The organism is Streptomyces sp. GL_140 (assembly GCF_057834465.1).
This window is the reverse complement of sequence record NZ_CM174404.1, coordinates 6,013,053-6,038,412: the sequence shown is the minus strand read 5'-3', so window position 1 is coordinate 6,038,412 and position 25,360 is coordinate 6,013,053. Positions and strand designations below refer to the sequence as shown.

Here is a 25,360-nt window from a genome sequence, read left to right as displayed (position 1 = left end):
ATGACGACGCCCTGATCCGCGCTGCCCTTCGCAGCTGACCACGAAGGGCGGCACCCCATGGCCATGACCGTCGGTGAACTCGTCGGCTACGTCCGCGCGGACTCCTCCGACTGGACCCGCGGCCTCGCCCGCGCGGAACTTGCCGCCCAGGGATTCACCGTTGACGCGGCCGGCCGCCTGCGCAACCTTGCGGGGCACTTCGTTGCCGAAGCCTCCGTGATGAACCAGGCCCTGGGGACTGTCGAAGAGGGCCTGGAGGACGTCTCCACGCAGACCTCGGAGACTGCGGCGGTCGTCGAGGTCGAGACCCGCACCATGGCCATGCGCTTCCGGGCGCTGGCGCGCGCCGCCGACGATCTGGGAACCTCGCTCGGGGCGCGTCTCGGCCGGGCCGTGAGCAGCCTGCGCAACATCAACATCGACACCGACCGGCTCGGCTCCATGGCGGGTCGCATCAGTGGCGTCGCGATGTCCTTCGCGAAGGTCGGCGCCGCGATTGGCGCGGCCGGGCCGCTGGTGGCCGGGCTGGCCGCGACGGTGGTCCAGATCGCCCCGGCGGCTCTGGTCGCCGTGTCCGGGCTTGTGGCTCTCAAGCTGGCGACGGGCGCGCTCAAGCTGGGCATGGTGGGTGTGGGCGACGCGGTCAAGGCCGCGATGGACCCTTCGGACCCGCAGGCCTTCGAGGAGGCCATCAAGAACCTCGCACCGTCTGCCCGTGCTTTCGCGCGCGAGGTCCGCACCCTCCAGCCCCAGCTGAAGAGCATTCAGCAGACCGTGCAGCAGGAAATGTTCCGCGACCTGGACACGGTCCTCCGCGACCTGGGCAAGACCACCCTGCCGATCCTCAAGTCCCAGCTCAAAGAGACCGGCATCACCCTCAACTTCATGGCCAAGGGCGTCGGTGACGCGGCCATCGAAATGAGCCGCAACGGCACCCTCGGCAAAGCCCTCTCGGGGGCAAACGAAGGCCTCGCCAACCTGTCGCAGGCCCCCGGGCTCGTGGTCCGGGCCCTGGGCCAGGTCGCTGCAGCAGCCGCGCCCAGCTTCGCCCGGCTCACCGAAGCCGCGGGCGCCGGCCTGAACACCCTCTCCGGCCGCCTGGACAAGGCGTTCGCGTCGAACAAGATGCAGCAGGCCATCGAGGACGCGATCACCGTCTTCAAGCAGCTCTTCGACGTCGTCGGCAACGTCGGCTCGATTGTGGGGTCCGTCTTCTCTGCCGCCCGTACCACCGGCGGCGACTTCCTCGGCGTCCTCACCCAGATCACCGGGGCGATCGCGGAGGCCTTCGCCAGCCCCGCCGTGCAGGGCGCTCTCCAGGCGATCTACGGGACGATGGCGGTGCTCGCCCAAACCGTTGGCCCGCTCCTCATCACCGCGCTCAAGGCCATCGCCCCGGTGTTCACGGCGCTCGGTCCGCCCGTCCAGCGGCTCATCGAGATCCTCGGGGCCGCCCTCGGCCCGATCATCGCCGCACTCGGCCCCGTCCTGGAGGCCGCCGCGGAGGCTGTCGGCGCGCTCCTCGACGCGGTCGGCCCCCTGATCCCGGTGTTCGCGAGCCTGATCGTGGGGCTCCTGCCTGCGCTGACACCGATCCTCAAACTGGTCGCGAACGTCTTCAAAATGCTGGCCCCGCTGGTCGCGCAGCTCGCGGGTGTCCTGATGTCCGCGCTGACGCCGATCCTGGCCGCTCTGATCCCGGTCCTGGAACCGATCCTCGACGCGTTCATGACGCTCACCGAGGCCATCCTGCCGATCCTGTCGGCGCTGATCAGCGCACTCGCCCCGGTCATCACGCAGCTCGCCGGGATCTTCGCGCAGTTGATGGTGGCGCTGGCTCCGGTCATCGCACAGCTGGTGCTGCTGGTCGCGAAAGTCCTGACCGACATGACACCAATGCTGATCACCGTCATTGGCTGGATCGGCAAACTCGCCGAAATGTTCGCTGGTGAGCTCGGCCGGGTCATCAACACCGTGGTCCTGCCCGCCATCGAAGCCATCGTGGCGCTCCTCAAGGGCGACTTCAGCGGAGCGTGGGACGCCGCGAAGAGCATGCTGAGTGGCGTCCTCGACTTCTTCGTCCGAGCGTTCATTGAGCTCCCCGGCCGCGCTGGCTCGGCGCTCGCCGGACTCGCGGGCGCACTGTGGGACCGCGTCCAGGAGGCTGGCGGCCGGATGATGGACTCGGTCCGGCAGAAGAAGAACGAGTTCGTGGACTGGATCCGTGGGATCCCCAGCGCCGCCCAGAACGCCCTTGGTGACCTCGGCAGCATCCTGTGGAACGCGGGCGCCCGCCTGATCAGCGGGTTCATCGAAGGCATCCGGTCGAAGATCGGATCCATCAGGTCCACGCTCAGTGGCATTACAGGCATGTTGCCCGATTGGAAAGGGCCGGCTGATGTCGATGCCCGGATCCTTACCCCCGCCGGCCGCAGCATCATCGAGGGGTTCCAGCGGGGCATCACCGCGCAGACTCCGGCGCTTCAGCAGCAGCTCGGCGGCCTCACGGGCGCCCTGCCGGGGATGGCCCTCGGCCCAGCGGGCGCGGGCGGCCTTCAGGGAGGTGGGGGGCAGCCTCGCACGATCATCGAGTTCGAAGGACCAGAGGCCTTCAAGGCCCTGATCCGCCGCATTGTCCAGGTTGATGGGCGCGGGTCCGTCCAGACCGCTTTCGGCTAGGAGGCCCGCATGTCAGTACCCGACGCCCGCGTCGAGCTCCAGATCGCCGGCACGTGGACGGACGTCACCAACGATGCCCTCCACGCGGGCGCAATCCGGTACAGCTGGGGCCGTCGCGGGGAAGGGTCCCAAACGGACCCTGCGGCAGCCTCGTTCGCACTCCGCAACCCTGACGGCAAGTACAGCTCCCGGAACCCGGGCAGCCCGTATTTCGGGCAGTTGGGCCGCAACACGCCCGTGCGCCTTACGCACGGTGGCGGAACCGTGGGGCTTGTCATCCCGAGTGGGGTCCGAGGAGGCGCGACCACTCCCGACGCGGCAACCCTCGACATCGTGGGCGACATCGACGTCCGTGCCGATCTCACTCCAGCCCATTGGGCAGGAGCGAGCAGCGCCAACAGCTTTGGCGTCCTGGGCAAGTACAACACCACCGCGAATCAGCGCTCATGGCTGCTGTGGCTCCACGAGGACGGGGTGGCCGAGTTCCGGTGGTCCACCGACGGGACCACTACCGCCAACGCCACCTCTAGCCAGCCCGTACCGTTCGGCCCCGGCGAGCGCGGAGCCCTCCGGGCCACGTTGGACGTCAACAACGGAAGCGGCGGCTACACCGTCGTTTTCTACACCGCGCCCACCATGGCAGACCCCTGGGTACAGCTCGGCACCAGCACCGTCACCACCGCCGGCACCACATCAATCTTCAACTCGACCGCTGTTGTGGAAGTGGGGGACATCGCCACCTCCACGCTTGCGGCCACCTCCCGCCAGTACCACTCCATCGAGATCCGCAACGGGATCGGCGGATCTGCTGTCGCCAACCCGGTGTTCAGCGCGCAGGCCAGCGGCACCACTACGTTTGCTGACCCAGCCGGACGAACATGGACCGTCGGAAACGGCGCGGAAATCACCTCCCGCCGTATCCGCGCCGTCCTGGAGGCATCCTCATGGACACCACAGTGGGGTGCGGGCGGCCACGACGTCACCACCCCCGTTGAGGCGGCCGGCATCCTGCGGCGCCTCGGCCAAGGCGCGAAAGCCCTGGCCTCGCCACTGCGGCGCAGGATCCCCACGGTAGGGGCTCCGGTCGCCTACTGGCCGCTGGAGGACGGCCGGTCTGCCCTCCAGGCCTACTCGCCACTGCCGGCCGTGTCACCGCTGGCCGTATCCGGATTCGAGTTCGCCGCAGACAACACACTCCTCGGATCCGCGCCGCTTCCCCGCATCACGGCATCTGCCAGCATGCTCGGCGTGGTCCCGGCCCACACCGCTACGGGACAGTGGCTCGTTGCTTGTGTCTTCTACTGGGCGACCCCGCCCGCCTCGCCCACCGTCCTCATGGACTTCGCGACCACGGGAACTGCCGCTCGCGTCGTCCTCACCGTCGACAACGGCAGCCTCTCCCTCGACGGATATTCCAGCACCGGCGCGAGCTTGTTCAGCGTGCCTTCGGTAACCACTGGTTTCGGATTCCATGGCGCCTGGACCCGTCTGGAGATCAACGCCGAGCAGACGGGCGGGAACACCCGGTACCGGATCGGCTGGGTCGACGTGTCGGGGGGCGGCTTCGGAAACGACACCACCATCGCCGCGACCGCAGGAACCGTGACCACGATCGGCACCTCGTTCGGCGCGCTCGCGGCCGACGTGCGCCTCGGCCACCTCGGAGTGTTCGCCAGCTCGAACACATCCGTCTACGACCGTGCCGATGACGGCTGGTTCGGCGAAACCGCAGCCGCCCGATTCCGCAGGCTGGCCACCGAGGAGAACGTGCCAGCCATTGCCGGGACCGCCCCGACCCAAATGGGCCCCCAACGCTCTGAAACCCTCCTAACCCTGCTCGGCGAATGCGAGACCTCGGATGGCGGGATCCTGTACGAGGACCGGGAACGGGCGGGCCTTATCTACCGGGGCCGCACCACCTTGTACAGCCAGACCCCGAGGCTGACCATCCCCTACGCGCAGCTCGCGCCGCCGCTGAAACCGGTCGACGATGACCGGCACCTTCGCAACGACCGCACCGTGAGCCGCGTTGGCGGCTCGTCCGCGCGGGCCGTCCTGACAAGCGGTTCCCTGTCGACTGCGGCCCCGCCGTCAGGTGTCGGCACCTATGACGACTCCCAGACCATGAGTTTGGCCTCTGACGGCCAGTGCGAGGACATTGCCCACTGGCTGCTACATCGAGGCACCTGGGATGAGGCCCGGTATCCGAGCGTGCGGATCTACCTGCACAAATTCCCAACACTCATCCCGGCGGTGGCCGCGCTCCAGCCGGGCGACATCATCCGCATCACCGGTCTGCCTGCGTGGCTTCCACCTGGCCCTCTCGATCTGATGGTCGAGGGCGGCGACGAAGAGCTGAAGACGTTCGAGTGGACAGTCACGCTGGCATGCTCGCCGGCGGGCCCGTGGACCGTGGCCGTGGTCGACGACCTCGTCACCGGCCGGGCCGACACCGACGGCTCGACCCTCGCCTCGGGCGTCACGTCGACCGCGACGTCCCTGTCGGTTGCAACCGTGGGCGCACCGCTGTGGTCCACCTCGGGCGCCGAGCTCCCTGTCGACATCGAGGTCGGCGGCGAGGTCATGCGGGTGACCGCGATCTCGGGCGCGGCCAGCCCGCAGACGTTCACCGTGACCCGCTCGATCAACTCGATCGTCAAGGCGCAGTCCGCCAGCGCGGACGTTCGCCTCGACCAGGCCCCAATCATCAGCTACTGAGGAGGCGCCATGGCGTACACAGGATGGGTCGCCGGACTCCGGACCACCGCAGCCCGCCTCAACGCGATCAGCGCAATCTGGACGCCGTACACGCCCACCTGGACGTCCTCGACCGGCGCCGCGGTCTCTCTCGGCAATGGCACTCTCGACGGCGAGTACGCGCTGGACGGCGGCCTCTGCCACGTCAGGGCCTCGCTGGTGGGCGGGAGCACTACAACGTGGGGTGGCGGCCAGTTCAGGTTCGCGCTGCCCTTCGCGTGTGCTTCGCTGGCCAGCTCCAGCATGTCGTACGTCGGTAGCGCCCTGGCCCTCGACCCCGGCGGCGCCTACTACCCGGGGGTCTCGCGCGTCCTGTCCGGCGACAGCTTCGCCATGGCCCTGTCGTCGACCGCCGCGAGCGGCGCGACGCCGGGCGAGTGGAACGCCACTCGACCCTTCACCTGGGGCAACACGGACAACTTGTCCATCTGCCTCGTGTACAAGCCTGCGTAGCCACCCCGCCACCCACCGCCCCGAGCCTGATGGCCCGGGGCTTTTGTCATGTCTTGGAGGTGTCATGGCCTGGTACCCAGGCGCCGAGAAAATGGAGCTCCAACCGGAGTCCGATTCCCAGCCCGCAATTCGACCGACGCAGTTCATCATGCACTCCGTCGCAGCCCCGTGGGACGAGAATCGGATCTACGCCTACTGGCGCGATTCGACGAACCTCGAAAGTCACTTCGGCCTCGACTACGACGGCTCACTCGGCCAGTACATCGGCACCCAGACCAGGGCTGATGCCAACTACCGAGCCAACCTTCGGCCGGACGGCACCGGCGCGGTATCGATCGAGACTGCCTCGAACGACGACGCCACCGACCCGTGGACACCGGAGCAGGTCGAGCAGCTGATCCGGCTCGGCGTGTGGCTCCACCAGGAACACGGCCTCCCGCTGCGGGTGTGCCAGACCGCCGACGACCCCGGATACGGCCACCACCGGCTGCACACGGCATGGGCCGTGTCCGGCACGGACTGCCCCGGCGACGCCCGCGTGCAGCAGTTCAAAAAGATCGTCTTCCCGGGCATCGTCGCCCGCGCGACCGGCGCCCCCGACCCGTCCCAGGAGGACGACATGGCAACCCCGAACGAGCTCTGGTCCTACAAGGGCACCGGCGAACCCATCGACGCGTACGGCTACCTGGTCACCGCGAGCAAGCGGGTGGCCGTCCTGTCCGACCAGGTGGCCGCGCTGACCACGAAGGTCGCCGCGTTGGAGACCACGGGCCTCACCCCGGAGCAGGTCGCCGCCATCGCCAACGCCGTCGCGGACGTTCAGGCCGCACGCCTCACCAACTAGGAGACCTCCATGACCAGCCCGTTCCCGCCCGTCGATTCCATCCTCAAGACCGGCGCCACGTACGCCAAGGACGTCGCCGAGCGCACCATCTGGACGTTCGCCGCAGCCACCGGCGGCCTCCTCGTCGCGTCCGGTCCGGCCGATATGCTCCACGGCTCCTTCTGGCAGTCCGTTGGCACGGCCGGCATCGTCGCCGCGGGCACCTTCGTCAAGGGGCTCCTGGCCCGGCTGGTCGGTGACCCGAACAGCGCGTCGACCGCCAAGGGGGTCTAGTGACCACCCCCGATCCGGGCGTCTACATCAGCTCCGCACAGATGTATGGGGAGGTGAGGGGGCTGACGCAGACCGTAGGGCGGATCGAGTCCAAGCTCGACGGCATCCTCGACGACACGAAAGACCTCCGCCGTGACTTCGCGGATCACGAGACGCGGATTCGCACCCTGGAGCGGTCCCGCTGGCCCCTGCCCACCCTTGGCGTCCTCGCCGGGGTCGGCGGAGCCGTGACCGGGGCACTCGCCCTCTTGGCCCGGTAGGAGGACACCATGTCGACCAGGCGCACCGTCACCGGCAGCGTGGCGGACATCTTCACTGACCTCGGCGCCCCGGTGACCGTCACCCTGGCATGCCTGCCGCGCCGCTGGACCGACGAGACCGGCAACCGGCTGCTCGTCGGCCCGGACCATCCAGTCACCGTCACGGCCGGCGCGTGGTCGGCGTCGCTGATCCCCACGGACGCGGCAGGGATCGAGCCCGCGACGGGCCGCTACTACCGGATCACGGAGTCCCTTGCCGGGGTTCCGGTCCGGGTCCGGACGTTCGCGGTCCCAACGGGCGACGGTTCACCGCTCGACATCCTCGACCTCGTCGTCGCCGACCCGGGGCTCCCGGGCTACGTGCGGGGTGCTGCAGGTCCGGTCGGGCCTGCGGGGGCTCCGGGAGCGAACGGCGCACCCGGCGCTGCAGGAGCCCCGGGAGCGAAGGGCGACACGGGCGATACGGGGCCGCAGGGGATCCAGGGCATTCAAGGCCTGCAGGGCACCGCAGGCACTGCCGGAGCCGCGGGGGCGACGGGCCCTCAGGGCGCGATCGGTGCGTCCGGAACGGTCGTCACGACCAGCGGGGCCACCATCACTGACGGCACCATCACTGATCTGCCCTCGTCCACGCCGTGGATCATCGTGCAGACGAGCGCGGGCACGCCGCTCCAGTGCACCATCCCCGCAGCAGTCGGCGACCGCATCGACGTCGACCTCGCCATGATGTACAACGGCGCCCACTTCATGGACGTCGCCCTACTCACCAGCGGCGGGGCTGTCTCCATCTACGGCGGCTCCGGCACGAGCACACCGCTGGCCGAGGGCGCGCCATGGCTGTACCCGAGCACCAGCTTTTCGAAGGTGACGAGCCAGTTCTTCGTGGTGCAAGCAGGCCACATCGACGGCTCCGGAAACATCACCGTGGCCCTCGTCCACAGTGGCACCGCCGCCGGCCGGGTCTACGCCAACACCGTCTATCCGTGGCGGATGAGGCTCTGGAACTTCGGCGCGGTGAACGGTTCGGCCGCTGGCTCTTGGCTGCCGCGCCCGTCGGAGCAGGGGCTCATCACGTGGACTGGCGACCCCAACGATGCCGGGCATGTGACGGCGCAGAGCAGCGCGGGTGTCGCGGGCCGGATCACGTTGGTCAAGATCCCGATCCGGGAGCAGGTCACCGTCGCGAACATCTGGTTGGGCCTGTCCGGTGTCGACGCGGGCGCCTCGCTGAGCAACTGCTACCTCGGCCTGTACGACAGCACAGGAGCCCTGAAGGGTGTCACTGCGGACATCTCCTCGTTGCTGATGTCGGGCGCTACGGCCAAGGCCCTGCCGCTCGCCACGCCGTTCGTTGCGGCACCCGGCAACTACTACATCGCGATGCTGCTCGGCAACGGCTCCACCTGGACGACCAACTCGCTCACCTTCAAGGCCACCGGGGCCGGGATCTCGGTGAACGCGAACCTGACGGCGCCGAACCTCCGCTACTCCACGATCCTCACCGGACAGACGTCGTTGCCGTCGAGCCTGACGCTATCGAGCCAGGCAACCAGCACGATCAACACCGGCTGGGGATCCCAGTGGTACGCCCTCTCTGGACCCTAGGCAGCACGATGCCCCCTCTCGCCTACGGGCGGGAGGGGGCGCTTTCGTGCGTTCGGCCCCGTGGATAGGCTGCTCGCATGACGATTCGCGCTGTGGTGTTCGATGTCGGTGAGTGCCTCGTGGACGAGACCCGGGAGTACGGCACCTGGGCCGACTGGCTCGGCGTCCCCCGACACACCTTCGCCGCGATGTTCGGCGCCGTGATCGCACAGGGCCGCGACTACCGCGAGGTCTTCGAGCCCTTCAAGCCCGGCTTCGACCTGACGGCCGAGCGGGAAGCACGTGCTGCCGCTGGCCTCCCGGAGTGGTTCGGCGAGAACGACCTCTACTCGGACGTCCGCCCGGCGCTCGCGCAGCTCCGCGCGGACGGCCTGTGGCTGGGCATCGCCGGGAACCAGACCGTTCGGGCGGGCGGTCTGCTCCGCGAGCTGTTCACGAAGGATGTCGACCTGATCGGTACCTCGGACGACTGGGGCGCGAGCAAGCCGGATCCGGAGTTCTTCGAGCGGGTCGCCGCCGTCGTCCCGGCCGCCCCCGGCGAGATCCTCTACGTCGGCGACCGCGTCGACAACGACCTCCGCCCCGGCGCCGCCGCGGGCATGCACACCGCGCTCATCCGCCGGGGCCCGTGGGCCACGATCCAGTGGAACACCGCCGAGGCCCTCGAACTGCCAACGTTCCGCGTCGAGAGCCTCGCCGAACTGTCCCCTCGGATCACCGAGTTCAACAGGCGAGAGCGCTGACGACGGCACCCCAGCCGTAGAGACGATCATCGAGGTCGCGGACGTACTGCTCGTGTTCCCACGGAGCGAGTGCGCGCCGCACCTCGCGGACCCGCTCCAGCCCGGTGGCGTACCAGTGCGTCTCCAGCAGCTCCAGCGCGCGAAGCGCGTACCGCGCCGCGTCCTCCGGGCGTCCGGCGGCGGCCTCGACCGCTCCGAGGTCTCCGAGGATGACGGTGCGCTGCTTGTCGGCGTCCTCCGGAAGCTCGTCGAGGACGTGGAGCAGCGTCTCGCGGGCCTGCGGCAGGTGCCCGGCTGTGAGCTGGGTATTGCCCTTGAACGCGGCAAGCCGGACGGGGCTGAACCAATCCATCCACTCGGGGGTGGGGCCTGCGTCGTCCTCGACGACGGTCTCACCGTGGGCGATGAGGTTGAGGGCGGCTCGCGTGTCCCCGCAGCGGGTGGCGCATTCGGCCTCGACGGCATCGAGCCAGGCCACGAACTGGCCGCTGGCTTGGCCGCGCCGGGCGTAGGTGCGGGCCGCGACCATGCGCTCTGTGGCGGCGGAACACTGCCCAGACCATCCGGGGATGAACGCCATGTGCGCCAGGATCGCGGCGCCGAGCAGCGTGTCGTCGGCCTCGCCCGCGGCTTGGAGAGCACGGACCCACGTGTCGCCGGCCCGGGTGGGCTCGCGGAGGTCGAAGAACTCGATCCGGCCTGCCAGGAGCCAGCTCTCCGAGAGAGCCACGGCGAGGGTCTGACGCGTTCTGCCGGTAGTCGCGTCGAGGAGCTGGCCGCCGAGGGTGGCATGTGCTGCAACGGCCGGGTGCAGGACCGACGGGGTGACGGTCCAGTACAGCCGTCGGTGTGCCCGGGTGACCGCAAGGAAGTCGGAACCGGCGGTGGCTGGTTGTGGTGCGCTCGAGGCGCGCAGCGGTCCGCGGTTCGCAGGGGCGATAAGGCTGGTGCTGGTCTGCGGTCCGGTACCGGGCGGCACGTTGAACCCGAGCTCGTCGAGGGGGCGGCCGAGCAGGTCGACGAGTGCCTGCCGCACGTCGGTCTGCGGCAGGGGCGGGTTCTCGGCTTCGTAGCGGCGGGCCTGCCGTAGGCCGATGTGGATCCCGCGGGCGGCGAGGGCGTCGACGAGTTCCTGCTGGGTCCGGTAGCCGGCGGCCTGGCGGGCCGCCCGGAAGCGCGCGTTGCCGGTGGGTCGGGTCATTCCAACTCCCGTAGTGGGTAGGTGTCCTGACCTACTGTCTCAGGACGCCCTCTTGACTGCCATGGTTCACCAGAATGGGGGCAGCAAAGCCCTATTTGAGGACCCAGAAAGGCCGCTCTGAAGTCCTAGCAATAGGACTTTCCTAGGTCCATGGTGTCTCTCACCACCCGTTGACGACGGTAGGGAGTGACCCGTGACCAGCCCGACCCACAGCTGCGCCCGCGGCGTATGGAACCTCGACACCCCGGACGATCCCCGTATGGGCATGGCTGAGGTGGTCGAGCCGAGCGCTGATCTCCTTGACCGGGCGCAGGCCGGCTGGGCGCGATTCACCAGCACGGATGGAGACGAGTCCGATGGCTAAGCCGGGAGAGCACCTGGCCCACCCGCTCCTGAACCAGCGGGTCCGCGATATTGCCTCCGGTACGGAGGGCCAGCTCATGGCCGTCGTGTATGAGGAGGTCCGCCGCGTCTATGGCGACCCCCAGTACGCGCCAATCGCATACATCCGAATGAAGTCCGGTCTGGAGCTGTCGACCTCGGAACGCAACGTCGAGGCCACCGGATGACCGGGCTTCCGCAGCAGCTCTGCTACGTGCTGATCGTGCTCGGCATCCTCGCCGTGATCGTCGTCGGCACCACCTGACCCGCACCTTCCTGCACATGACCTAGGGGAGAAGCATGTCCAGTCCCGTACCGAACCCTGTCCCGCCGCCGTGCATCAGCCAGCCCGGCAACCCGCAGCCGTCCGGCGTCCTGACGGCCACCGCCCCCGCAAGCGCGCGGGCTCTGCTCAGCGATGCCGAGTTCAACGGCGTCATGCACACCGTCCTGGATAACAACCCCGGCATGGCCATGGACCTCGCCTCCCGCATCGTTGTCGACGCGCTGGCGTTCCTCGCCACGGCCGCCCGGACCCCGGCGGGTCTCGTACCGTCCCGTGTCGTGGACGAGGGCTGGCACGCGCTCGTACTCCACACCGCCCTCTACCAGTCGCTGTGCTTCCGACTCTGCGGCGGCTTCATCCACCACCTGCCGGAGCGGCCCGACCCCACCAACCGCTCACACAGCTCCGTCGAGCGCACCGTCGCCGCGATCGAGGCCGCGGGCTACAGCGTCGACGCGGACCTGTGGCGCGGCCCGGAGGACACCCTCGTCACCGTCGCCGCTTCCTGCCGTCACTCGGACGACGGCGGCCCGATCGTCATCATCCCCAAGCCCAAGGGCTGAGTAGGCTGCCGCCATGAACGAGTGGATCGACCCCCGGTACGCCGACCTTGTCGAGGCCCTGCACGAGGCATTGCGCGCTCAGGACCCGACCCGGCAAGGACCTGCGCCGGTCCGCGGGTTCGTCGTGGCGGAGCCTGACGAGAGCTGATCTGAGAACCGCCCCGGCCGACAGTTCCCCCTCCGGCCGGGGCTACTCCCGGACGAGGTGCGCGAGCGGTACGCCGATGGCGTCCGCGATGAGGATGAGCGTGTCGAGGAGCGGGCTCGCCTGGCCCTGCTCGATACGGACGTACGTTGCCCGGTCCATGTCGCCAGCTTGCTCGGCCACGAACTGCTGTGTCAGCTTCCTGTCCGTCCGGGCCTGTCGAATCTGTTCGCCGATGCGTCGTCGTCTGGCGAGGACGTGAGCGGGTACAGGGTGGGCACGGGACACCCGTACACGCTGACGTGATCATGAACTGATGTATGTAGGGTGCACCCTACATCGACTCATCTCCCGCAAATGTGGGCATCAGCCTGCACACCAGACCGGCCCTCCCAGTCCTGCCCCCCAGGCGGCGGGAGCGGCCAGCGGGGCCCCCGCCTGCCAGCGGGGGCCCTGCTTCATTTCCACGCGACCTGCACAGAATTCGGGTCCCAATACCCGCCACCGGGCTGCCGGCCCCGGCGGGCCCGGTTGATGGTCACGGTCATCAGATACGAGATCACCGCCCGCTTCCGAGACAGATCCAGCCCGTTCCACGCTTCCTCAACGTCCTCCGCCGTGAGCAGGGCGGCCACCGGATTCACCTTGACCGCACGCGACAGCACCTCTTCCGCTGCGGCAATCCGCTGCCGCGCAGCCTCGGACGCCAGAGTCCACGACCGCATATCCAGCTCTCCACGCCCCAGAGCGCCCGCCAAGCCGTCCAGGGTGAACCGTGCCTGCCTCCGGTCCTCCTGGGCGCCCCGTACATCCACAGGGTCCTCACGGGTCGCCAGAAGGTCTGCTGCATCAGGGAGGGAGAGCCGGTCAAGCACGGCGAGTTGAACGACATCGTCTACGAGGTCTCGCCGACGGCTCACGTGCTTCTGCGACCGGCACCGGTAGTTGAGCATCCGTTCCCGATCGGGGTGGTTGCCGCTGCCGTCCGTGGACGAAATCACGCTCTTGCCGCAGGTCCCGCACACGTAGAGGCCCGTACCGAGGGCAACCCTGGCGTTCCCGGCTGGCCCGATCTTGCGGCTCGGGTCCTTGAGCATGGCGACAACACTCCGCCATGTCGGCTCGTCCAGCGCGGCAGGCCACTGGGCCGGCCCCACCTCCTCACCCCTGTGTACGACGATGCCCGCGTTGCGGGGGCGTAGGAGCATCTTGCGGATCTCGGAGGCACTCCACTGCCCGCCGGTACTCGTGAGGGCTTCACGGGCCCGCAGATCCCGCTGAATGGAGTACAGGGAGGCTCCGGCGAGAACGCTGCGTGCAGCGTGCTGGATGCACTCCACCTCGGCAGGGATGGGCGTCATACCGTCGACCTCCCAGCCGAAGGGCCGTCGGCCGCCGAAGTGCTTACCCATTTGCGCCATCTGATCCCGGGCGCGCTTCTGTCTTTCGACCATCCGCTCGACCTCGTACCGAGCCTGCACTCCGAGCTGCCGGGCGATCATCCGTCCGGTGGCAGTGGTGAGGTCTAGGTGGCCCGCCTTGACCGTGCGCGTCTCGACGCGCCGCGGCTCGCAGATGTCGATGTACCGCTCGAGCTCGGCAGGCGACCGGTGGAGGCGGTCCGTGTGCCAGGCGATGACGCACTCGCCAGCGCCCGCCTCGAGCCCTTGGAGCATCCGGATGTAGTCCGGGCGTGGCTTGCCCGAGTAGGCCGAGAGGTCGTTGTCTTCGAAGACTTCGACGACGCGGTACTCGGTGTCGCTGTTGCTGAGCTGTTCGGCCAGTGCGTAGCCGTCTTCGATCTGGCGGTCACAGCCGAGTCCGGCGCCCTCGCGGTCCGAGCTGATGCGGGCGTAGAGGTAGCAGCGGACTACGCGGCGCCCTGTCGGGCCGGTGTTCTGTGACTCCATGCCTCTATGCTCGCACTTTAATTCCGTCTTTCGTGGGCCTTTGCTAGGTCGAAACCCGCTCCGGATTTCGGCACCGAGGCCGGGCTGAGTCCGACGGTGAGCTTCTTCTGCGGCCAGGCGGCCCCGGAGTTCACGACGGCCGCCCGCACCCGGTCCCGGCTCTCGACCAGGGTCTTGTCGGGCAGCCCCACCAGGGTGAAGGCGGCCACCCCCGGCTCCAGGTCGGCCTGGACCTCCACCACCACGCCTTCGACACCCACCAGGGCGACCGAGCAGGCTCGCGCGAACCCCATCAGGCGGCCCCCCTGACGTGCTCCACCACGGGCGCACCGCGCCGCGGCAGCAGGACTCCGACCAGGTCGATGCGGACCCCGCCCAGGGGTGGTCCGCCGTGGTCGGCGAGCCAGCGCCCGGCGAGCCTGCGCAACCGCTCGGCCTTGCCGGGCCGCAGGGCGGCCATGGGGTGCTCGAACTCCCCCGCCCGCCGGGTCTTGACCTCGCACACGACGAGGGCGTCCCCGTCCCGGGCGACGATGTCGATCTCCCCGCTGCGGCACCGCCAGTTCCGCGCGATCACCGTCATCCCGGCCTCGGCGAGCCGCCGCGCCGCGAGCTCCTCGCCGTACCGCCCCAATGCCTGCTGTGCCACGCCCTTCGCGTTCATCCGGCACCACCTCCGGCACCGACGGTCCCGCGTCCCCGCCCACCTTGTGGATCTTGGTGGACAGTCAGGGCATTGTGGACAACCCCCTCACTCCTGCGGGTGAACCGCGCGGGCCGGGACCGTCCCTCCCCGGGCCGCCGCCAACGGGCCCGCCTAGCTGCCGGGAAGTTCGAGATCGCTCTTGTTGAGCTCCTCGATGTTCACGTCCTTGAAGGTCAGCACCCGTACCTGCTTCACGAACCGGGCAGGCCGGTACATGTCCCAGACCCACGCGTCGGCCATCGAGACCTCGAAAAAGACCTCGCCCTGGACCGAGTGCACCTGCATCTCGTAGTCGTTGGTGAGGTAGAAACGACGTTCCGTCTCGATCACATACTTGAACAGCCCGACGACGTCGCGGTACTCCCGATAGAGCTTCAGCTCCATCTCGGTCTCGTACTTCTCGAGGTCCTCGGCACTCATGGCATGTTCCCCTTCAGCCTGCGTCCCCCTATTGTGCGCCAGGCCCGTGCGCCCCTAAACGATTTCCGGAGCCAGGTTCACGGGCGCACCCGGGGGACCGTCGTCGAGCAGCGTGCGGAGCAGCTCCGCGAGTCTGGTCGGGTACACCGTCTCACGGGCCGCCAGGAGTTCCTCGGAGGTCCACCACCTGGCCCCGGAGACGCTGCGCCGCTCCAGCTCGGTGAGGCCGCCCATCTCGGTCTCCGTGCGGGTCGTCCGGGCCAGGAAGTACCACTCGTCCTGCTCCCAGCGGCGCCCGTCGAAGGGGAACTCGCAGTAGCGGTGCCACAGCACCGGCCCCAGCTCCACCTCCGTGATCCCGGTCTCCTCGGCGAGCTCGCGCAGCGCGGCCTCTTCGCGGGTCTCGGACCCTTCCAGGCCGCCTCCCGGGGTGAACCACCAGTCGTCCGCCGGATCCCCCGGCTCGAAGCCGTGGAGCAGCAGGATCCGGTCCTCGGGGTCCAGGAGCACCACGCGCGAGACCCTGCGCGGCTCCCCGTCGCCCGCACCCTGGCCGGCCTGCGCCCGCTTCGTGTCAGCGGACACCGGCCGGCTCCTTCCTCCGGCCGCGCCCGAGGACCCGTACCACGGGCCCGTACGCGGCTCCGAGCAGCACCAGCACGGCTCCGGCCGCCACGGCGGCCGCCTGGAGCCTCAGCGGCCCCGCCTCGGAGATCCCGCCGGGCAGGGCCGCGTAGGTCCGCGGCCGCTCCAGCATCGACATGGAGGGCCACGCCAGTGCGTCGACCCGGGCCTTCACGGCCGACCGGGGCACCGTTCCCTGTCCGGCTTCCTGCAGGTGCGCCCGGGAGTCCAGGGAGGTGCCGCGCCGGTCGCCGAGCAGGAAGAGGCTGCCCTCGGGGACGGTCACTTCGAACGGGGTCCGCGAGGCGGATCCGCCCGGCGCGCCCACCACGTCGAGCTTCTCCTCCGCGATGTACGGCTCGTCCAGTTCCTTGCCGTTCACGGTGAGCCGGCCGCCCTCGCCACAGCATTTGACGGTGTCCCCGCCGATGCCGACGACGCGCTTGACCATGGGTGAAGCGCTCCACTGCTCGTCCTTGAAGATGACCACGTCCCCGCGCCGCACTTCACCGCCGTCGATGCGCTGGGCCAGCACCCGGTCTCCGGGGTTCACCGTCGGCATCATCGAGTCGGTCGGCACCGTGTACGGCTGGTACACCACGGCCCCCCATACGAAACCGCCCAGGAAGAGCACAAAGCCGATGGCCACGGCGATTCCCGACAACACGTTGCCGAAACCGCCGCGGCCATCGCCGTCACCTGCTCGTATCGCTTGAGTTCCGCCCATTGCAGCGCCCCCACACTCGGAGATCGTCGACCTGGGCGGCACCCTACCTGCCAGTACGCCCCGCGGTCAGCTTCCGTCGGCGCCACAGTACGACCGGCACCGCGCCGGCGAACCCGAGGGCCGCCGGGCCGAGCCCGACCGGCGCCAGTCCGGAGGCCCCGAGACCGAGCGCGGTGGCCTTGGCCTGGTTGCCGATGCCCGGCTGGTCGAAGGTGTCCGGGACCGGGAGGGTCGACCAACGGGTGATCGGCCACGCGACCACCACGGCCCGCCCGACGACATCGCTGACGGGTACGAAGCCCTGGGTGGAGTCCTGCTGGTGGTAGCGGGAGTCCTGGGAGTTCTGCCGGTGGTCGCCCATCACCCAGATCTTGCCCTTGGGGACCGTGAGCGGCCCGAAGGGGAAGTCGTCGCACGGGGTGTTGCCGGGGAAGATGTACGGCTCGTCGAGGGCCTTGCCGTTGACCATGACCGGGCCGCCCCGCTTGCACTCGACCGTGTCACCGCCGACCGCGATCGTGCGCTTGATCAGGTCCTTCTCCTCCGCGGAGGGCATGAGGCCGATCCAGCTGAGGACCTTCTGCGCGATGTTCGGGTCCGGAGTGGGCTCCCCGCTCAGCCAGTTCGCCGGGTCGTGGAAGACCACAACCTCCCCGCGCTCGGGCTCCGATCCGAACCAGGGTGTCAGCTTGTCGACCAGCACCCGGTCACCCCGCTGGAGGGTGTTCTGCATGGAGTCGGACGGGATCGAGAACGCCTGTACCAGGAAGGTCTTGATCAGCAGAGCGAGGAGCAGGGCGATTCCGACCAGGAGCGGCAGCTCCTTCCAGAACGAGCGGTGCGGGCGCGCCGCCACGCCGTCCTTCTCATCGCTGTCGTGCTTGACGGCATCGTGCTCGACGGCGTCGTCCGGGCGCTCGTCACCTTCGTCACGTCCGGACCGTGCGCCTACCGCCACATCCCCCACATCCACTCCTCATTGGGAAAATCGACGCCCGTGTCCGATCAGGCACGGGCCCTCCCCTCCCTTAACGACCGGGAGTTCCCGAAGGCGCGGGAGACCGAGGACACACTATGCGAACGACGTGCCCCGGCGGCGTCGACGGGGCGCGCGGCGTCCGGCGCGCGCCTGGTCGGGCACCATCCGGAAGGTGGCGGGCTGTTCGAGGCGGCGCCAGTGCCCGAACGGCCAGGCGATCACCACGGCCTGACCGACCACTTCCTTCTCGTCGATGGTGCCCTGGAAGGCTTCGTCGAGGTGGTAGCGGGAGTCGGCCGAGTTCGCCCGGTGGTCGCCCATGACGAAGATCCGCCCCTCGGGTACGTGGACCTCGAAACGGATCTCCGAGGGCGCGTTGCCCGGGTTGATGTACGGCTCCTCGAGCGGCGAGCCGTTGACGCTGACCCGGCCGCGGGCGTCGCAGCACTTCACGGTGTCCCCGCCGATCCCGATGACCCGCTTGATCAGGTCCTGTTCATCGGCCGACGGCAGCAGGCCGATGAAGGTGAGGGTCTGCTTGACCTGCTTGACGCCCACCGGGTCCGGTGCCGGACGGGCGGTCTCGCCGCCGAGCCAGCCGCCGGGGTCCTTGAACACGACGACGTCGCCGCGTTCGACCTTGGCGCCGAACCAGGGCGTCAGCTTGTCCACCAGGACCCGGTCGCCGATCCGGATCGTCTCCTCCATGGAGCCGGAAGGGATGAAGAAGGCCTGCACCAGGAAGGTCTTGAGGATCAGGGCGATGCACAGTGCGACCACCACCAGCAGGGGCAGCTCTCCCACCCTGCGGGTACGCCGCCTGCGCCGGACCCGGCGGGCCAGTCGGCGCCGGTCCGCCCGGCCGCCGGCCTCGGCGCCGCCGGCCGAAACCTGGGGGTCGACCCGGGGCTCGACCCGTGGCTCGACCCGTGGCTCGGCCCGGGGCTCGGGCTCCGGCTCGGTCTCAGGCCCGGTCCGCGGGTCCGCGTCCCACTCGCCTCTCGGGCGCCCCCGGCTACCCACGGCCGCCGCCCGCGGTGGTCACGCCGCCCCAGCGCGAAACCGGCCAGCCGATCCCGTCGGCCCGCCCGATCACCTTCTCCACCGGCACCATCCCCCCGCCCGGCTCGCCCAGGTGGTCCCGGGAGTCCCGGGACTGGGAACGATGATCGCCCATGACCCACAGGGTCCCAAGGGGCACGACGATCCGGAAGGGCACCTTGGAGCCCGTGTCGCCGGGGAACAGGTAGGGCTCGTCCAACGGCACCCCGTTGACCTTGATCCGGCCGTGTTCATCGCACGAGACGTCGTCGCCGCCCACGCCCACGACCCGCTTGACGAAGTCGGTGTCGGAGGGCTCGGCCAGCCCGAGCGCCGAGGCCGCACCGTGCAGGGCGTTCGCGAAGGGGTTCCCGGCCGGGGCCTCGGGCACGAAGGAGCCCGTGCCGTCGAAGACCACGACGTCCCCGCGCTCCGGCTGGTCGCCGAAACGGTACGCCAGCTTGTTGACCAGCAACCGGTCCCCGACTTCGAGCGTGGGCTCCATCGAGCGGCTCGGGATGAGGAAGGGCTGGAGCACGAAGTTGCTGAGCAGCAGCAGGAAGACGGTGCAGGCCGCGCCCAGCAGCCCGGCCCGCCGCCAGGTCAGCCACCCCGCGCCGGAAGCGGGCCCGTCAACGGAAGCCGGTACCGATACCGGAGCCGGAGCCACGGCCGCGTCGGAAGCCGAGGCCGCCCCGGAAGGGGAATCCGCTTCGGAAAACGCGAAGCGCGACCGCCCCTCCCCCTCGTCGGGGGAAGAGTGGCCGCGCTGCGTGTGAGGTGCTTCGGTGTCCATCGGGGGCGAGCCTATCCGGCCGCCCCCTGAAGACGCAGAGCAGATCAGCGGTCGCGCTTCTCCTTGATCTTCGCGGCCTTGCCGCGGAGCTCACGGAGGAAGTACAGCTTGGCGCGACGCACGTCACCGCGGGTGACGAGCTCGATCTTCTCGAAGATCGGGGAGTGGACCGGGAAGGTACGCTCCACGCCGACGCTGAAGGAGACCTTGCGGACGGTGAAGGTCTCGGAGACGCCAGAGCCCTGGCGACGGATGACAACACCCTTGAACTGCTGGATACGGGAGCGGTTGCCCTCGATCACGCGGACGTGAACGTTGATCGTGTCACCCGGGCGGAAGGCCGGCAGGTCCGAGCGGAGCGTGGCGGCGTTGACGCCATCGAGCAGGTGAGACATGTAATTCGTCTGCTTTCTTCGCATGACGCCACAGGCCGCCGATGCGGGGTTTCCGTAGAGAATTCGGGAGTTGCGGGACTCGGCGGACGACGGTCCCCCTGTGGCAGGGGCGTACGCGAGCACACAACAGCCGCCTATTCTTCCACGGTCTGCGGCCTACGCCAAAATCGGCCGTCGGGGGAAGGCTTCCAGCCCAGGATGGACAGCAGCTCGCGGTCCTTCTTGTCGAAGGCGGAGGCCTCGCAGCGCTCGATCAGGTCCGGGCGGTTGCTCGCGGTCCGGCGGAAGGCCTCGTCGCGGCGCCATCGGGCGATCTTGCCGTGGTGCCCGCTGACCAGGACCTCCGGGATGCCGCGGCCGCGCCACTCCGGGGGCTTGGTGTAGACGGGGCCTTCGAGCAGGTTCGCCATGTCGCCGGGCGCGAAGGAGTCGTCGCGGTGCGATTCGGCGTTGCCGAGGACCCCGGGCAGCAGCCGGGCCACGGCCTCGGTGACGACCAGGACGGCCGCCTCGCCGCCGGCCAGGACGTAGTCCCCGATGGAGACCTCGTAGACCGGGATGCGGGTGGCGTACTCGTCCATGACCCGGCGGTCGATGCCCTCGTACCGGGCCGGGGTGAAGATCAGCCAGGGGCGCTCAGAGAGTTCGACCGCCAGCTCCTGGGTGAACGGCCGGCCGCTGGGGGTCGGGACGACCATGACGGGCCCGTGCGCGCCCGCCTCGTAGCCGTCGGCCAGCGCCGCATCCAGGGCCTCGCCCCACGGGTCGGTCTTCATGACCATGCCGGGGCCGCCGCCGTAGGGGGTGTCGTCCACCGTGTTGTGCCGGTCGTACGTCCATTCCCGCAGGTCGTGGACGTGTACGTCGAGCTGTCCACGGGCCCTGGCCTTGCCGACCAGGGAGACGTTGAGCGGCTCCAGGTACTCGGGGAAGATCGTGACGACGTCCAGCCGCATCAGGCGCCGCCCCCGGCGGTCCCGGCGTTCTGCGCACCCTCGTCGTCCTGCGCGACCTCGGCCTCATCCTCAGCCGAAGCCTCGGCTTCGGCGGCGTCCCGCTCGGACGCGATCTCCGCGCGGTCGTCGATCAGCCCCGGCGGCGGGGTGATGACGCAGCGCTGCTCTTCGAGGTCGATCTCGGCGACGATCTCCTCGACGAAGGGGATCATCACCTCGGTGCCGTCCGGCCGCTCGACGATGAACAGGTCCTGCGAGGGCAGGTGCGAGATCTCGGTGATCCGGCCGACCGCGGTGCCGTCCTCGAGGACCACGTCGAGGTCCATCAGCTGGTGGTCGTAGTACTCGTCCTCTTCGGCGGGCAACTCCGCTGGGTCCACCTCGGCGATGAGCAGGATGTTGCGCAGCGCCTCGGCGCCCGTGCGGTCCTTGACGCCCGCGAAGCGCAGCATCAGCCGCCCGCTGTGCACCCGGCCCGTCTCCACCGTCAGCGGTCCCGCCGACGCCGGTTCGGTCTGGAGCACGGCGCCGGGCCCGAGCCGCAGCTCCGGCTCGTCGGTCCGCACCTCGACGGTGACCTCACCCTTGATCCCGTGGGCGCGGCCGATCCGCGCGACTACCAGCTGCACTGTGTCTTCTCCTGTTCAGACGACGACGGGCCGGGGCGGGCACGTATGCCCTCCCCGGCCCGTGCCGGTGTTTCACTCTTGCAGTGGACGCGTTCTCAGCGAACCTGGTCCACGTCGACGAGGTCGACGCGGATTCCCCGGCCGCCGATGGCGCCCACGACCGTACGCAGAGCACGTGCGGTGCGGCCGTTGCGGCCGATCACCTTGCCGAGGTCGTCGGGGTGGACCCGAACCTCAAGCACCTGCCCGCGACGCAGGTTGCGCGAGGCGACCTGCACTTCGTCGGGGTTGTCCACGATGCCCTTCACGAGGTGCTCAAGAGCCTCCTCGAGCATGCTCAGGCCTCGGTCGACTCGGCGGTCTCGGCCTCAGCCTCGTCCGCCTTCTTGTCGGCCTTCTTAGCCTTCTGCGTGATGGCTTCGCCCTTGCCCTCGCCGATGCCCTCGAGGGCCTTGGCGAACTCGTCGAAGGAGCGACGCTTGCTCTCCTTCGTCACCGGCTGCAGCAGCGGCGCGGGGGCCGGGAGGCCCTTGTGCGCCTGCCAGTCACCGGTCAGCTTGAGGATGGCGAGCACAGCCTCGGTGGGCTGGGCGCCGACCGACAGCCAGTACTGCGCACGCTCGGCGTTGACCTCGATGCGCGACGGGTTGTACGTCGGGTGGTAGATACCGATCTCTTCGATCGCGCGACCGTCCCGACGGGTACGGGCGTCGGCGACGACGATGCGGTAGTGCGGCTGGCGAATCTTGCCGAGGCGCTTGAGCTTGATCTTGACTGCCACTGGAGTGGTGTCTCCTGAACTTGACGTGGTTGGGCACATGAGATGCCACGTGGGGTTGCGGTACTCGGGTGCCCGATGGACGCGTCAGCCGGAGGAGAGAGGGGTCCTATGCGACTGTCGAGTACAGCTAGCTATTGTGCCACACGCCCGAGGCGCCTCGCCCGCCCGGTCAGGAAGCGGCGGCCGACACCGCGACCTCGGGAATGCGGAAGGGCTTCATGCAGCCGCCGCACACGATCGGGGCCTGGGCCAGCACCGACGGGACCACCCGGACGTTGCGCCCGCAGTCGCAGACCGCCTTGACGCGGACACCGCCACCGGAGGAGCCGTGCCGGGCTGCCGGACCGCGGAAGCTGCGCTTGGTGTCGGCAGCCGTCGCGACGGTATGGGCCTTCAGCGCACGCTGGAGCCGCTCCATGGTGGGGCGGTAGCGCTTCTTCGCCTCGGGATTGAGCGTGACCAGCGAGAAGCCACTGCTCGCATGTGGCTCGTCGGCGTGGTCCAGCCCCATCTCCTCGGCGATCGCGAGGAACCTGCGGTTGTGGTAGCGGCCGGCACGCGAAGTGTCACGCACGCCGCGGGCTGCGGCGATGCCGTGGACTGCCTCGTGCAGCAGTCGCTCGAAGGAGAGCTCGGCGCCACAGGCGGACGAGGATTCTCCGATCAGGGACTCGGGCGCGGCAAGGTCAGGCAGCTCGGGGTGGTACCGCTGAATATCGGCCCACGCCTGCGCCAGCTCTGCGGCGAGAACAGGGGGTGTCGTGCTCACGTCGTGACAACGAGCCGGGGTGCCCCGGTGTTCCGATTCCGGGCCATTCCAAATTTTTTGCACGTACCAGTCAGTTCAGTCTCATGCGTCCTGACGAGGACGGGTGCGCAGATCTCAGGAGGAGTCGGTACGTAACGACGACTACACCCCGGCGCGCGGCGGGAGCCGCGCGCCGGGGTGCGTGAGTCACCGGCGGGCCGGTCAGTACGAGCGCGCGACGATCGCGAGGGTACCGGGGGCGTCGTCCGCGTCCGGGACCGACCCGTCCTCGGCGATCAGGCAGCGTACGGAGACCGCCTGCTCCGCGAGCTTCGCCTCGCCCTCAGGGCCGAGGTCGGCCCACGGGATGCGCGCCCAGCCACCGGCGATGGCGGCCTTGGCGGCCTCCTCGATGGTGGCGACGTCGGACGTACGGGCGATGCGGCGCTCGCGGGACTCGCGCAGCAGCTGCTCCTGGTCCTCCTCCAGCACCTTGGGCAGCAGGGCGGCGAGGTCGGAGATCTGCACGGCCTCCTTGCCGCCCGGGATCCGGCGGGCCAGCATCGCGGTGCCGGCCTCCAGGTCGCGGGGACCGATCTCGACACGGACCGGTACGCCCTTGAGCTCCCAGTCCACGGCGCGGCGGCCGAAGGGGGTGTCGACGCGGTCGTCGACGAACACCCGCAGGCCCACGGCCTTGAGCTGGGCGCCCAGCTCGCGGACCTTGGTCACGGCCTCGTCGCCCTTGATCGCCATGACGACGACCTGGACGTGCGCGAGGCGCGGCGGGACCCGCAGGCCGTTGTCGTCGCCGTGCGACATGATCAGGCCTCCGACCATGCGGGTCGAAACGCCCCACGAGGTCTGCCAGACGAGCTCCTGCTTGCCTTCCTTCGACAGGTACTGCGTGTTGAAGGCCTTGGCGAAGTTGGTGCCGAGCTCGTGGCTCGTGCCCAGCTGCAGGGCCTTGCCGTCGCCCATCATGCCCTCGAGGGTGAGGGTGTTGATGGCCCCGGCGAAGCGCTCCTTGGCGGTCTTGCGGCCGAGCACGACGTCGATGCCGAGCACGTTGGTCATGAAGTCGCCGTACACGTCCTTGTGGATGCGGGCGGCGTAGTCGCGGGCGTCCTCGTACGACACGTGGGCGGTGTGGCCCTCCTGCCAGAGGAACTCGCTCGTACGGAGGAACACGCGCGGGCGCATCTCCCAGCGGACCACGTTCGCCCACTGGTTGATCAGCAGGGGCAGGTCGCGGTAGCTCTGGACCCACTTGGAGAAGTAGTCGTTGATGATCGTCTCGGAGGTGGGACGGACCACGATCGGCTCGTCCAGCTCCTTGCCGCCGCCGTGGGTGACGACCGCGAGCTCGGGGGCGAAGCCCTCCACGTGCTCGGCTTCCTTCGTCAGGTACGACTGCGGGATGAACAGCGGGAAGTACGCGTTCTGGGCGCCCGCGTCCTTGATGCGCGCGTCCATCTCCTGCTGCATCCGCTCCCACAGCCCGTAGCCGTACGGTCGGATGACCATGGTGCCGCGTACCGGACCGTTGTCGGCCAGCTCGGCCTTGTTGATCAGATCCTGGTACCAGCGGGGAAAATCCTCCGCCTGGGGGGTGAGAACGGGTGCCTTTGCCATGGCGCGAATGGTACGGCGCCCGGGGCGGCGAGCGTGAATCGGGTGGCGCGCTCCTCTGGACGCGGGGGCGAATCGGGAGTTCTCTGGCAACGGGGGCATGGGGGCGAAACGGAATCAGGAGCGCTCTTTCGATGACACCGACGCCGACGGCGACGCTTGTCGCCCGGGACTGGGCGGAAATCCAGGAACGGATGCTGGTACCGCTGTACGAAGCGGTCTACGACCGGCTGGAGGTAGGGCCGGGCGACCGGCTGCTCGGCCTGGACTGCGGGGCCGGGCTGGCCCTTCTGCTGGCCTCCGGACGGGGAGCCCTGGCCACGGGTGTGGAGAGGGATCCGGCGCGCCGCGCACTGGCGCGCGAACGGCTGCTGGAGGTGGTGGCGGCCCCTCCTGCGCCCGCGGTGCCGTACGACGTACTGCTGGCCTTCTCCCCCGCTCCGGGGGCCCTGGCCGCGGCGCTGCCCGCGCTGCGGCGGCCGGGCGGGACGGTGGTGCTGGCCGACTGGGGGCCCGCGGAGCGGTGCACGGTGCCGTCGGTGCTGGGCGGCGGGCCGGTCTCCCGGGACCTGGACGCGGTGGTGGCGCGCGCCGGGCTGGTGCCGGACGGGTCGGGGCGGGTGTTCTGCCCCTTCGGGTACGCGGACGTGGACAGCGCGGTGCGCGGGCTGCTGTCGACCGGGCTGTACGAGGCCGCGACTTCGGACCCGGTGCAGCTGGAGAAGGAGCTCGCGGAGGCGCTTCACCCGTACGAGCGAGGCGACGGGGCGGTCTGGCTGCCGAACATCTTCCGCTACGTGATCGCCCGTACGGCCTGACGGACGGT

Annotated in this window: 30 protein-coding genes and 1 pseudogene; 13 read left to right on the top strand and 18 right to left on the bottom strand. The window is 69.5% G+C overall.

Features of this window, described 5'->3' with window-relative positions:
* Window positions 1-57 precede the first annotated feature (57 nt).
* The 8 genes from AC3IYJ_RS28040 (at window position 58) to AC3IYJ_RS28005 (ending at window position 9,614) form a co-directional block, all read left to right on the top strand.
* Entirely contained in the window at window positions 58-2,679 is a 2,622-nt protein-coding gene (locus tag AC3IYJ_RS28040; protein ID WP_489397475.1) for a phage tail protein, read from the top strand.
* A 9-nt stretch (window positions 2,680-2,688) separates the two neighbouring features.
* Complete coding sequence (locus AC3IYJ_RS28035) at window positions 2,689-5,397, top strand: hypothetical protein (protein ID WP_489397474.1); 2,709 nt, start codon at window positions 2,689-2,691, stop codon at window positions 5,395-5,397.
* Between the two features lie 9 nt (window positions 5,398-5,406).
* The gene (locus tag AC3IYJ_RS28030; protein WP_489397473.1) at window positions 5,407-5,889 is read left to right on the top strand and encodes a hypothetical protein; all 483 of its coding nucleotides are present in this window, start codon (window positions 5,407-5,409) and stop codon (window positions 5,887-5,889) included.
* Between the two features lie 64 nt (window positions 5,890-5,953).
* Window positions 5,954-6,733, top strand: a complete 780-nt coding sequence (locus AC3IYJ_RS28025) for a peptidoglycan recognition protein family protein (protein WP_489397472.1) — start codon at window positions 5,954-5,956, stop codon at window positions 6,731-6,733.
* Between the two features lie 9 nt (window positions 6,734-6,742).
* Entirely contained in the window at window positions 6,743-7,006 is a 264-nt protein-coding gene (locus tag AC3IYJ_RS28020) for a hypothetical protein (protein ID WP_489397471.1), read from the top strand.
* Window positions 7,006-7,266, top strand: a complete 261-nt coding sequence (locus AC3IYJ_RS28015) for a hypothetical protein (protein WP_489397470.1) — start codon at window positions 7,006-7,008, stop codon at window positions 7,264-7,266. Before AC3IYJ_RS28020 ends, AC3IYJ_RS28015 begins: the two co-directional genes overlap by 1 nt.
* A gap of 9 nt (window positions 7,267-7,275) precedes the next feature.
* Window positions 7,276-8,871, top strand: a complete 1,596-nt coding sequence (locus AC3IYJ_RS28010) for a hypothetical protein (RefSeq protein WP_489397469.1) — start codon at window positions 7,276-7,278, stop codon at window positions 8,869-8,871.
* 77 nt (window positions 8,872-8,948) lie between these two features.
* Entirely contained in the window at window positions 8,949-9,614 is a 666-nt protein-coding gene (locus tag AC3IYJ_RS28005; RefSeq protein WP_489397468.1) for an HAD family hydrolase, read from the top strand.
* Here AC3IYJ_RS28005 and AC3IYJ_RS28000 read toward each other — a convergent pair.
* Window positions 9,595-10,815 (bottom strand): NsdA family TPR-like regulatory protein, encoded by a 1,221-nt coding sequence (locus AC3IYJ_RS28000; protein ID WP_489397467.1) that lies wholly within the window; start codon window positions 10,813-10,815, stop codon window positions 9,595-9,597. The genes AC3IYJ_RS28005 and AC3IYJ_RS28000 overlap by 20 nt on opposite strands.
* A gap of 193 nt (window positions 10,816-11,008) precedes the next feature.
* On the opposite strand from AC3IYJ_RS28000, the gene AC3IYJ_RS27995 reads away from it, so the two are divergent.
* The 4 genes from AC3IYJ_RS27995 to AC3IYJ_RS27980 all read left to right on the top strand — a co-directional run bounded on the left by AC3IYJ_RS27995 (window position 11,009) and on the right by AC3IYJ_RS27980 (window position 12,193).
* Window positions 11,009-11,179 (top strand): hypothetical protein, encoded by a 171-nt coding sequence (locus tag AC3IYJ_RS27995; protein ID WP_489397466.1) that lies wholly within the window; start codon window positions 11,009-11,011, stop codon window positions 11,177-11,179.
* On the top strand, window positions 11,172-11,384 hold the full coding sequence (locus AC3IYJ_RS27990; RefSeq protein WP_489397465.1) for a hypothetical protein: 213 nt from the start codon (window positions 11,172-11,174) through the stop codon (window positions 11,382-11,384). Before AC3IYJ_RS27995 ends, AC3IYJ_RS27990 begins: the two co-directional genes overlap by 8 nt.
* A 112-nt stretch (window positions 11,385-11,496) precedes the next feature.
* On the top strand, window positions 11,497-12,045 hold the full coding sequence (locus AC3IYJ_RS27985) for a glycine-rich domain-containing protein (protein WP_489397464.1): 549 nt from the start codon (window positions 11,497-11,499) through the stop codon (window positions 12,043-12,045).
* 13 nt (window positions 12,046-12,058) lie between these two features.
* A complete protein-coding gene (locus AC3IYJ_RS27980; protein ID WP_489397463.1) occupies window positions 12,059-12,193 on the top strand; it encodes a hypothetical protein in 135 nt (44 codons plus the stop codon).
* Between the two features lie 42 nt (window positions 12,194-12,235).
* Here AC3IYJ_RS27980 and AC3IYJ_RS27975 read toward each other — a convergent pair whose 3' ends face one another.
* The 17 genes and pseudogenes from AC3IYJ_RS27975 to proS all read right to left on the bottom strand — a co-directional run bounded on the left by AC3IYJ_RS27975 (window position 12,236) and on the right by proS (window position 24,537).
* Complete coding sequence (locus AC3IYJ_RS27975; RefSeq protein WP_489397462.1) at window positions 12,236-12,478, bottom strand: helix-turn-helix domain-containing protein; 243 nt, start codon at window positions 12,476-12,478, stop codon at window positions 12,236-12,238.
* Window positions 12,479-12,648: 170 nt separating this feature from the next.
* Window positions 12,649-14,100: a recombinase family protein gene (locus AC3IYJ_RS27970; protein ID WP_489397461.1), complete on the bottom strand. Its 1,452-nt coding sequence runs from the start codon at window positions 14,098-14,100 to the stop codon at window positions 12,649-12,651.
* Window positions 14,101-14,135: 35 nt separating this feature from the next.
* A pseudogene (locus AC3IYJ_RS27965) lies at window positions 14,136-14,393 on the bottom strand (magnesium chelatase domain-containing protein); the annotation flags it as partial.
* A complete protein-coding gene (locus tag AC3IYJ_RS27960) occupies window positions 14,393-14,764 on the bottom strand; it encodes a YraN family protein (protein ID WP_489397460.1) in 372 nt (123 codons plus the stop codon). The pseudogene AC3IYJ_RS27965 and the gene AC3IYJ_RS27960, both read right to left, overlap by 1 nt.
* Before the next feature lie 153 nt (window positions 14,765-14,917).
* Entirely contained in the window at window positions 14,918-15,226 is a 309-nt protein-coding gene (locus AC3IYJ_RS27955; protein WP_005311352.1) for a DUF2469 domain-containing protein, read from the bottom strand.
* 54 nt (window positions 15,227-15,280) lie between these two features.
* Window positions 15,281-15,811: an NUDIX hydrolase gene (locus AC3IYJ_RS27950; protein WP_489397459.1), complete on the bottom strand. Its 531-nt coding sequence runs from the start codon at window positions 15,809-15,811 to the stop codon at window positions 15,281-15,283.
* Complete coding sequence (lepB, locus tag AC3IYJ_RS27945) at window positions 15,801-16,577, bottom strand: signal peptidase I (protein ID WP_489397458.1); 777 nt, start codon at window positions 16,575-16,577, stop codon at window positions 15,801-15,803. The genes AC3IYJ_RS27950 and lepB (AC3IYJ_RS27945) overlap by 11 nt, the downstream gene beginning before the upstream one ends.
* 43 nt (window positions 16,578-16,620) lie before the next feature.
* The gene (lepB, locus tag AC3IYJ_RS27940) at window positions 16,621-17,544 is read right to left on the bottom strand and encodes a signal peptidase I (protein WP_489397457.1); all 924 of its coding nucleotides are present in this window, start codon (window positions 17,542-17,544) and stop codon (window positions 16,621-16,623) included.
* Between the two features lie 105 nt (window positions 17,545-17,649).
* Window positions 17,650-18,360: a signal peptidase I gene (gene lepB, locus AC3IYJ_RS27935; RefSeq protein ID WP_489397456.1), complete on the bottom strand. Its 711-nt coding sequence runs from the start codon at window positions 18,358-18,360 to the stop codon at window positions 17,650-17,652.
* Between the two features lie 211 nt (window positions 18,361-18,571).
* The gene (lepB, locus tag AC3IYJ_RS27930; protein ID WP_489397455.1) at window positions 18,572-19,393 is read right to left on the bottom strand and encodes a signal peptidase I; all 822 of its coding nucleotides are present in this window, start codon (window positions 19,391-19,393) and stop codon (window positions 18,572-18,574) included.
* Window positions 19,394-19,437: 44 nt separating this feature from the next.
* A complete protein-coding gene (rplS, locus tag AC3IYJ_RS27925; protein ID WP_384653597.1) occupies window positions 19,438-19,788 on the bottom strand; it encodes a 50S ribosomal protein L19 in 351 nt (116 codons plus the stop codon).
* 134 nt (window positions 19,789-19,922) lie between these two features.
* The gene (gene trmD, locus AC3IYJ_RS27920) at window positions 19,923-20,744 is read right to left on the bottom strand and encodes a tRNA (guanosine(37)-N1)-methyltransferase TrmD (RefSeq protein WP_489397454.1); all 822 of its coding nucleotides are present in this window, start codon (window positions 20,742-20,744) and stop codon (window positions 19,923-19,925) included.
* Complete coding sequence (gene rimM, locus AC3IYJ_RS27915) at window positions 20,744-21,373, bottom strand: ribosome maturation factor RimM (RefSeq protein ID WP_489397453.1); 630 nt, start codon at window positions 21,371-21,373, stop codon at window positions 20,744-20,746. The genes trmD and rimM overlap by 1 nt, the downstream gene beginning before the upstream one ends.
* Before the next feature lie 95 nt (window positions 21,374-21,468).
* On the bottom strand, window positions 21,469-21,708 hold the full coding sequence (locus tag AC3IYJ_RS27910) for an RNA-binding protein (protein WP_030011889.1): 240 nt from the start codon (window positions 21,706-21,708) through the stop codon (window positions 21,469-21,471).
* A gap of 2 nt (window positions 21,709-21,710) precedes the next feature.
* On the bottom strand, window positions 21,711-22,154 hold the full coding sequence (gene rpsP, locus AC3IYJ_RS27905) for a 30S ribosomal protein S16 (RefSeq protein ID WP_356658180.1): 444 nt from the start codon (window positions 22,152-22,154) through the stop codon (window positions 21,711-21,713).
* Window positions 22,155-22,323: 169 nt separating this feature from the next.
* Complete coding sequence (locus AC3IYJ_RS27900; protein ID WP_330298800.1) at window positions 22,324-22,923, bottom strand: hypothetical protein; 600 nt, start codon at window positions 22,921-22,923, stop codon at window positions 22,324-22,326.
* 201 nt (window positions 22,924-23,124) lie between these two features.
* Window positions 23,125-24,537 (bottom strand): proline--tRNA ligase, encoded by a 1,413-nt coding sequence (gene proS, locus AC3IYJ_RS27895; protein WP_489397452.1) that lies wholly within the window; start codon window positions 24,535-24,537, stop codon window positions 23,125-23,127.
* 131 nt (window positions 24,538-24,668) lie between these two features.
* On the opposite strand from proS, the gene AC3IYJ_RS27890 reads away from it, so the two are divergent.
* Complete coding sequence (locus AC3IYJ_RS27890) at window positions 24,669-25,352, top strand: class I SAM-dependent methyltransferase (protein ID WP_489397451.1); 684 nt, start codon at window positions 24,669-24,671, stop codon at window positions 25,350-25,352.
* Window positions 25,353-25,360: the final 8 nt, after the last annotated feature.

Coding starts and splice junctions, on each gene's coding strand:
- AC3IYJ_RS28040 (WP_489397475.1), top strand. CDS start 58: ATGGCCATGACCGTCGGTGAACTCGTCGGCTACGTCCGCGCGGACTCC.
- AC3IYJ_RS28035 (WP_489397474.1), top strand. CDS start 2,689: ATGTCAGTACCCGACGCCCGCGTCGAGCTCCAGATCGCCGGCACGTGG.
- AC3IYJ_RS28030 (WP_489397473.1), top strand. CDS start 5,407: ATGGCGTACACAGGATGGGTCGCCGGACTCCGGACCACCGCAGCCCGC.
- AC3IYJ_RS28025 (WP_489397472.1), top strand. CDS start 5,954: ATGGCCTGGTACCCAGGCGCCGAGAAAATGGAGCTCCAACCGGAGTCC.
- AC3IYJ_RS28020 (WP_489397471.1), top strand. CDS start 6,743: ATGACCAGCCCGTTCCCGCCCGTCGATTCCATCCTCAAGACCGGCGCC.
- AC3IYJ_RS28010 (WP_489397469.1), top strand. CDS start 7,276: ATGTCGACCAGGCGCACCGTCACCGGCAGCGTGGCGGACATCTTCACT.
- AC3IYJ_RS28005 (WP_489397468.1), top strand. CDS start 8,949: ATGACGATTCGCGCTGTGGTGTTCGATGTCGGTGAGTGCCTCGTGGAC.
- AC3IYJ_RS28000 (WP_489397467.1), bottom strand. CDS start 10,815: ATGACCCGACCCACCGGCAACGCGCGCTTCCGGGCGGCCCGCCAGGCC.
- AC3IYJ_RS27990 (WP_489397465.1), top strand. CDS start 11,172: ATGGCTAAGCCGGGAGAGCACCTGGCCCACCCGCTCCTGAACCAGCGG.
- AC3IYJ_RS27985 (WP_489397464.1), top strand. CDS start 11,497: ATGTCCAGTCCCGTACCGAACCCTGTCCCGCCGCCGTGCATCAGCCAG.
- AC3IYJ_RS27980 (WP_489397463.1), top strand. CDS start 12,059: ATGAACGAGTGGATCGACCCCCGGTACGCCGACCTTGTCGAGGCCCTG.
- AC3IYJ_RS27970 (WP_489397461.1), bottom strand. CDS start 14,100: ATGGAGTCACAGAACACCGGCCCGACAGGGCGCCGCGTAGTCCGCTGC.
- AC3IYJ_RS27960 (WP_489397460.1), bottom strand. CDS start 14,764: ATGAACGCGAAGGGCGTGGCACAGCAGGCATTGGGGCGGTACGGCGAG.
- AC3IYJ_RS27955 (WP_005311352.1), bottom strand. CDS start 15,226: ATGAGTGCCGAGGACCTCGAGAAGTACGAGACCGAGATGGAGCTGAAG.
- lepB (WP_489397458.1), bottom strand. CDS start 16,577: ATGGGCGGAACTCAAGCGATACGAGCAGGTGACGGCGATGGCCGCGGC.
- lepB (WP_489397455.1), bottom strand. CDS start 19,393: ATGGACACCGAAGCACCTCACACGCAGCGCGGCCACTCTTCCCCCGAC.
- rplS (WP_384653597.1), bottom strand. CDS start 19,788: ATGTCTCACCTGCTCGATGGCGTCAACGCCGCCACGCTCCGCTCGGAC.
- trmD (WP_489397454.1), bottom strand. CDS start 20,744: ATGCGGCTGGACGTCGTCACGATCTTCCCCGAGTACCTGGAGCCGCTC.
- AC3IYJ_RS27910 (WP_030011889.1), bottom strand. CDS start 21,708: ATGCTCGAGGAGGCTCTTGAGCACCTCGTGAAGGGCATCGTGGACAAC.
- proS (WP_489397452.1), bottom strand. CDS start 24,537: ATGGCAAAGGCACCCGTTCTCACCCCCCAGGCGGAGGATTTTCCCCGC.
- AC3IYJ_RS27890 (WP_489397451.1), top strand. CDS start 24,669: ATGACACCGACGCCGACGGCGACGCTTGTCGCCCGGGACTGGGCGGAA.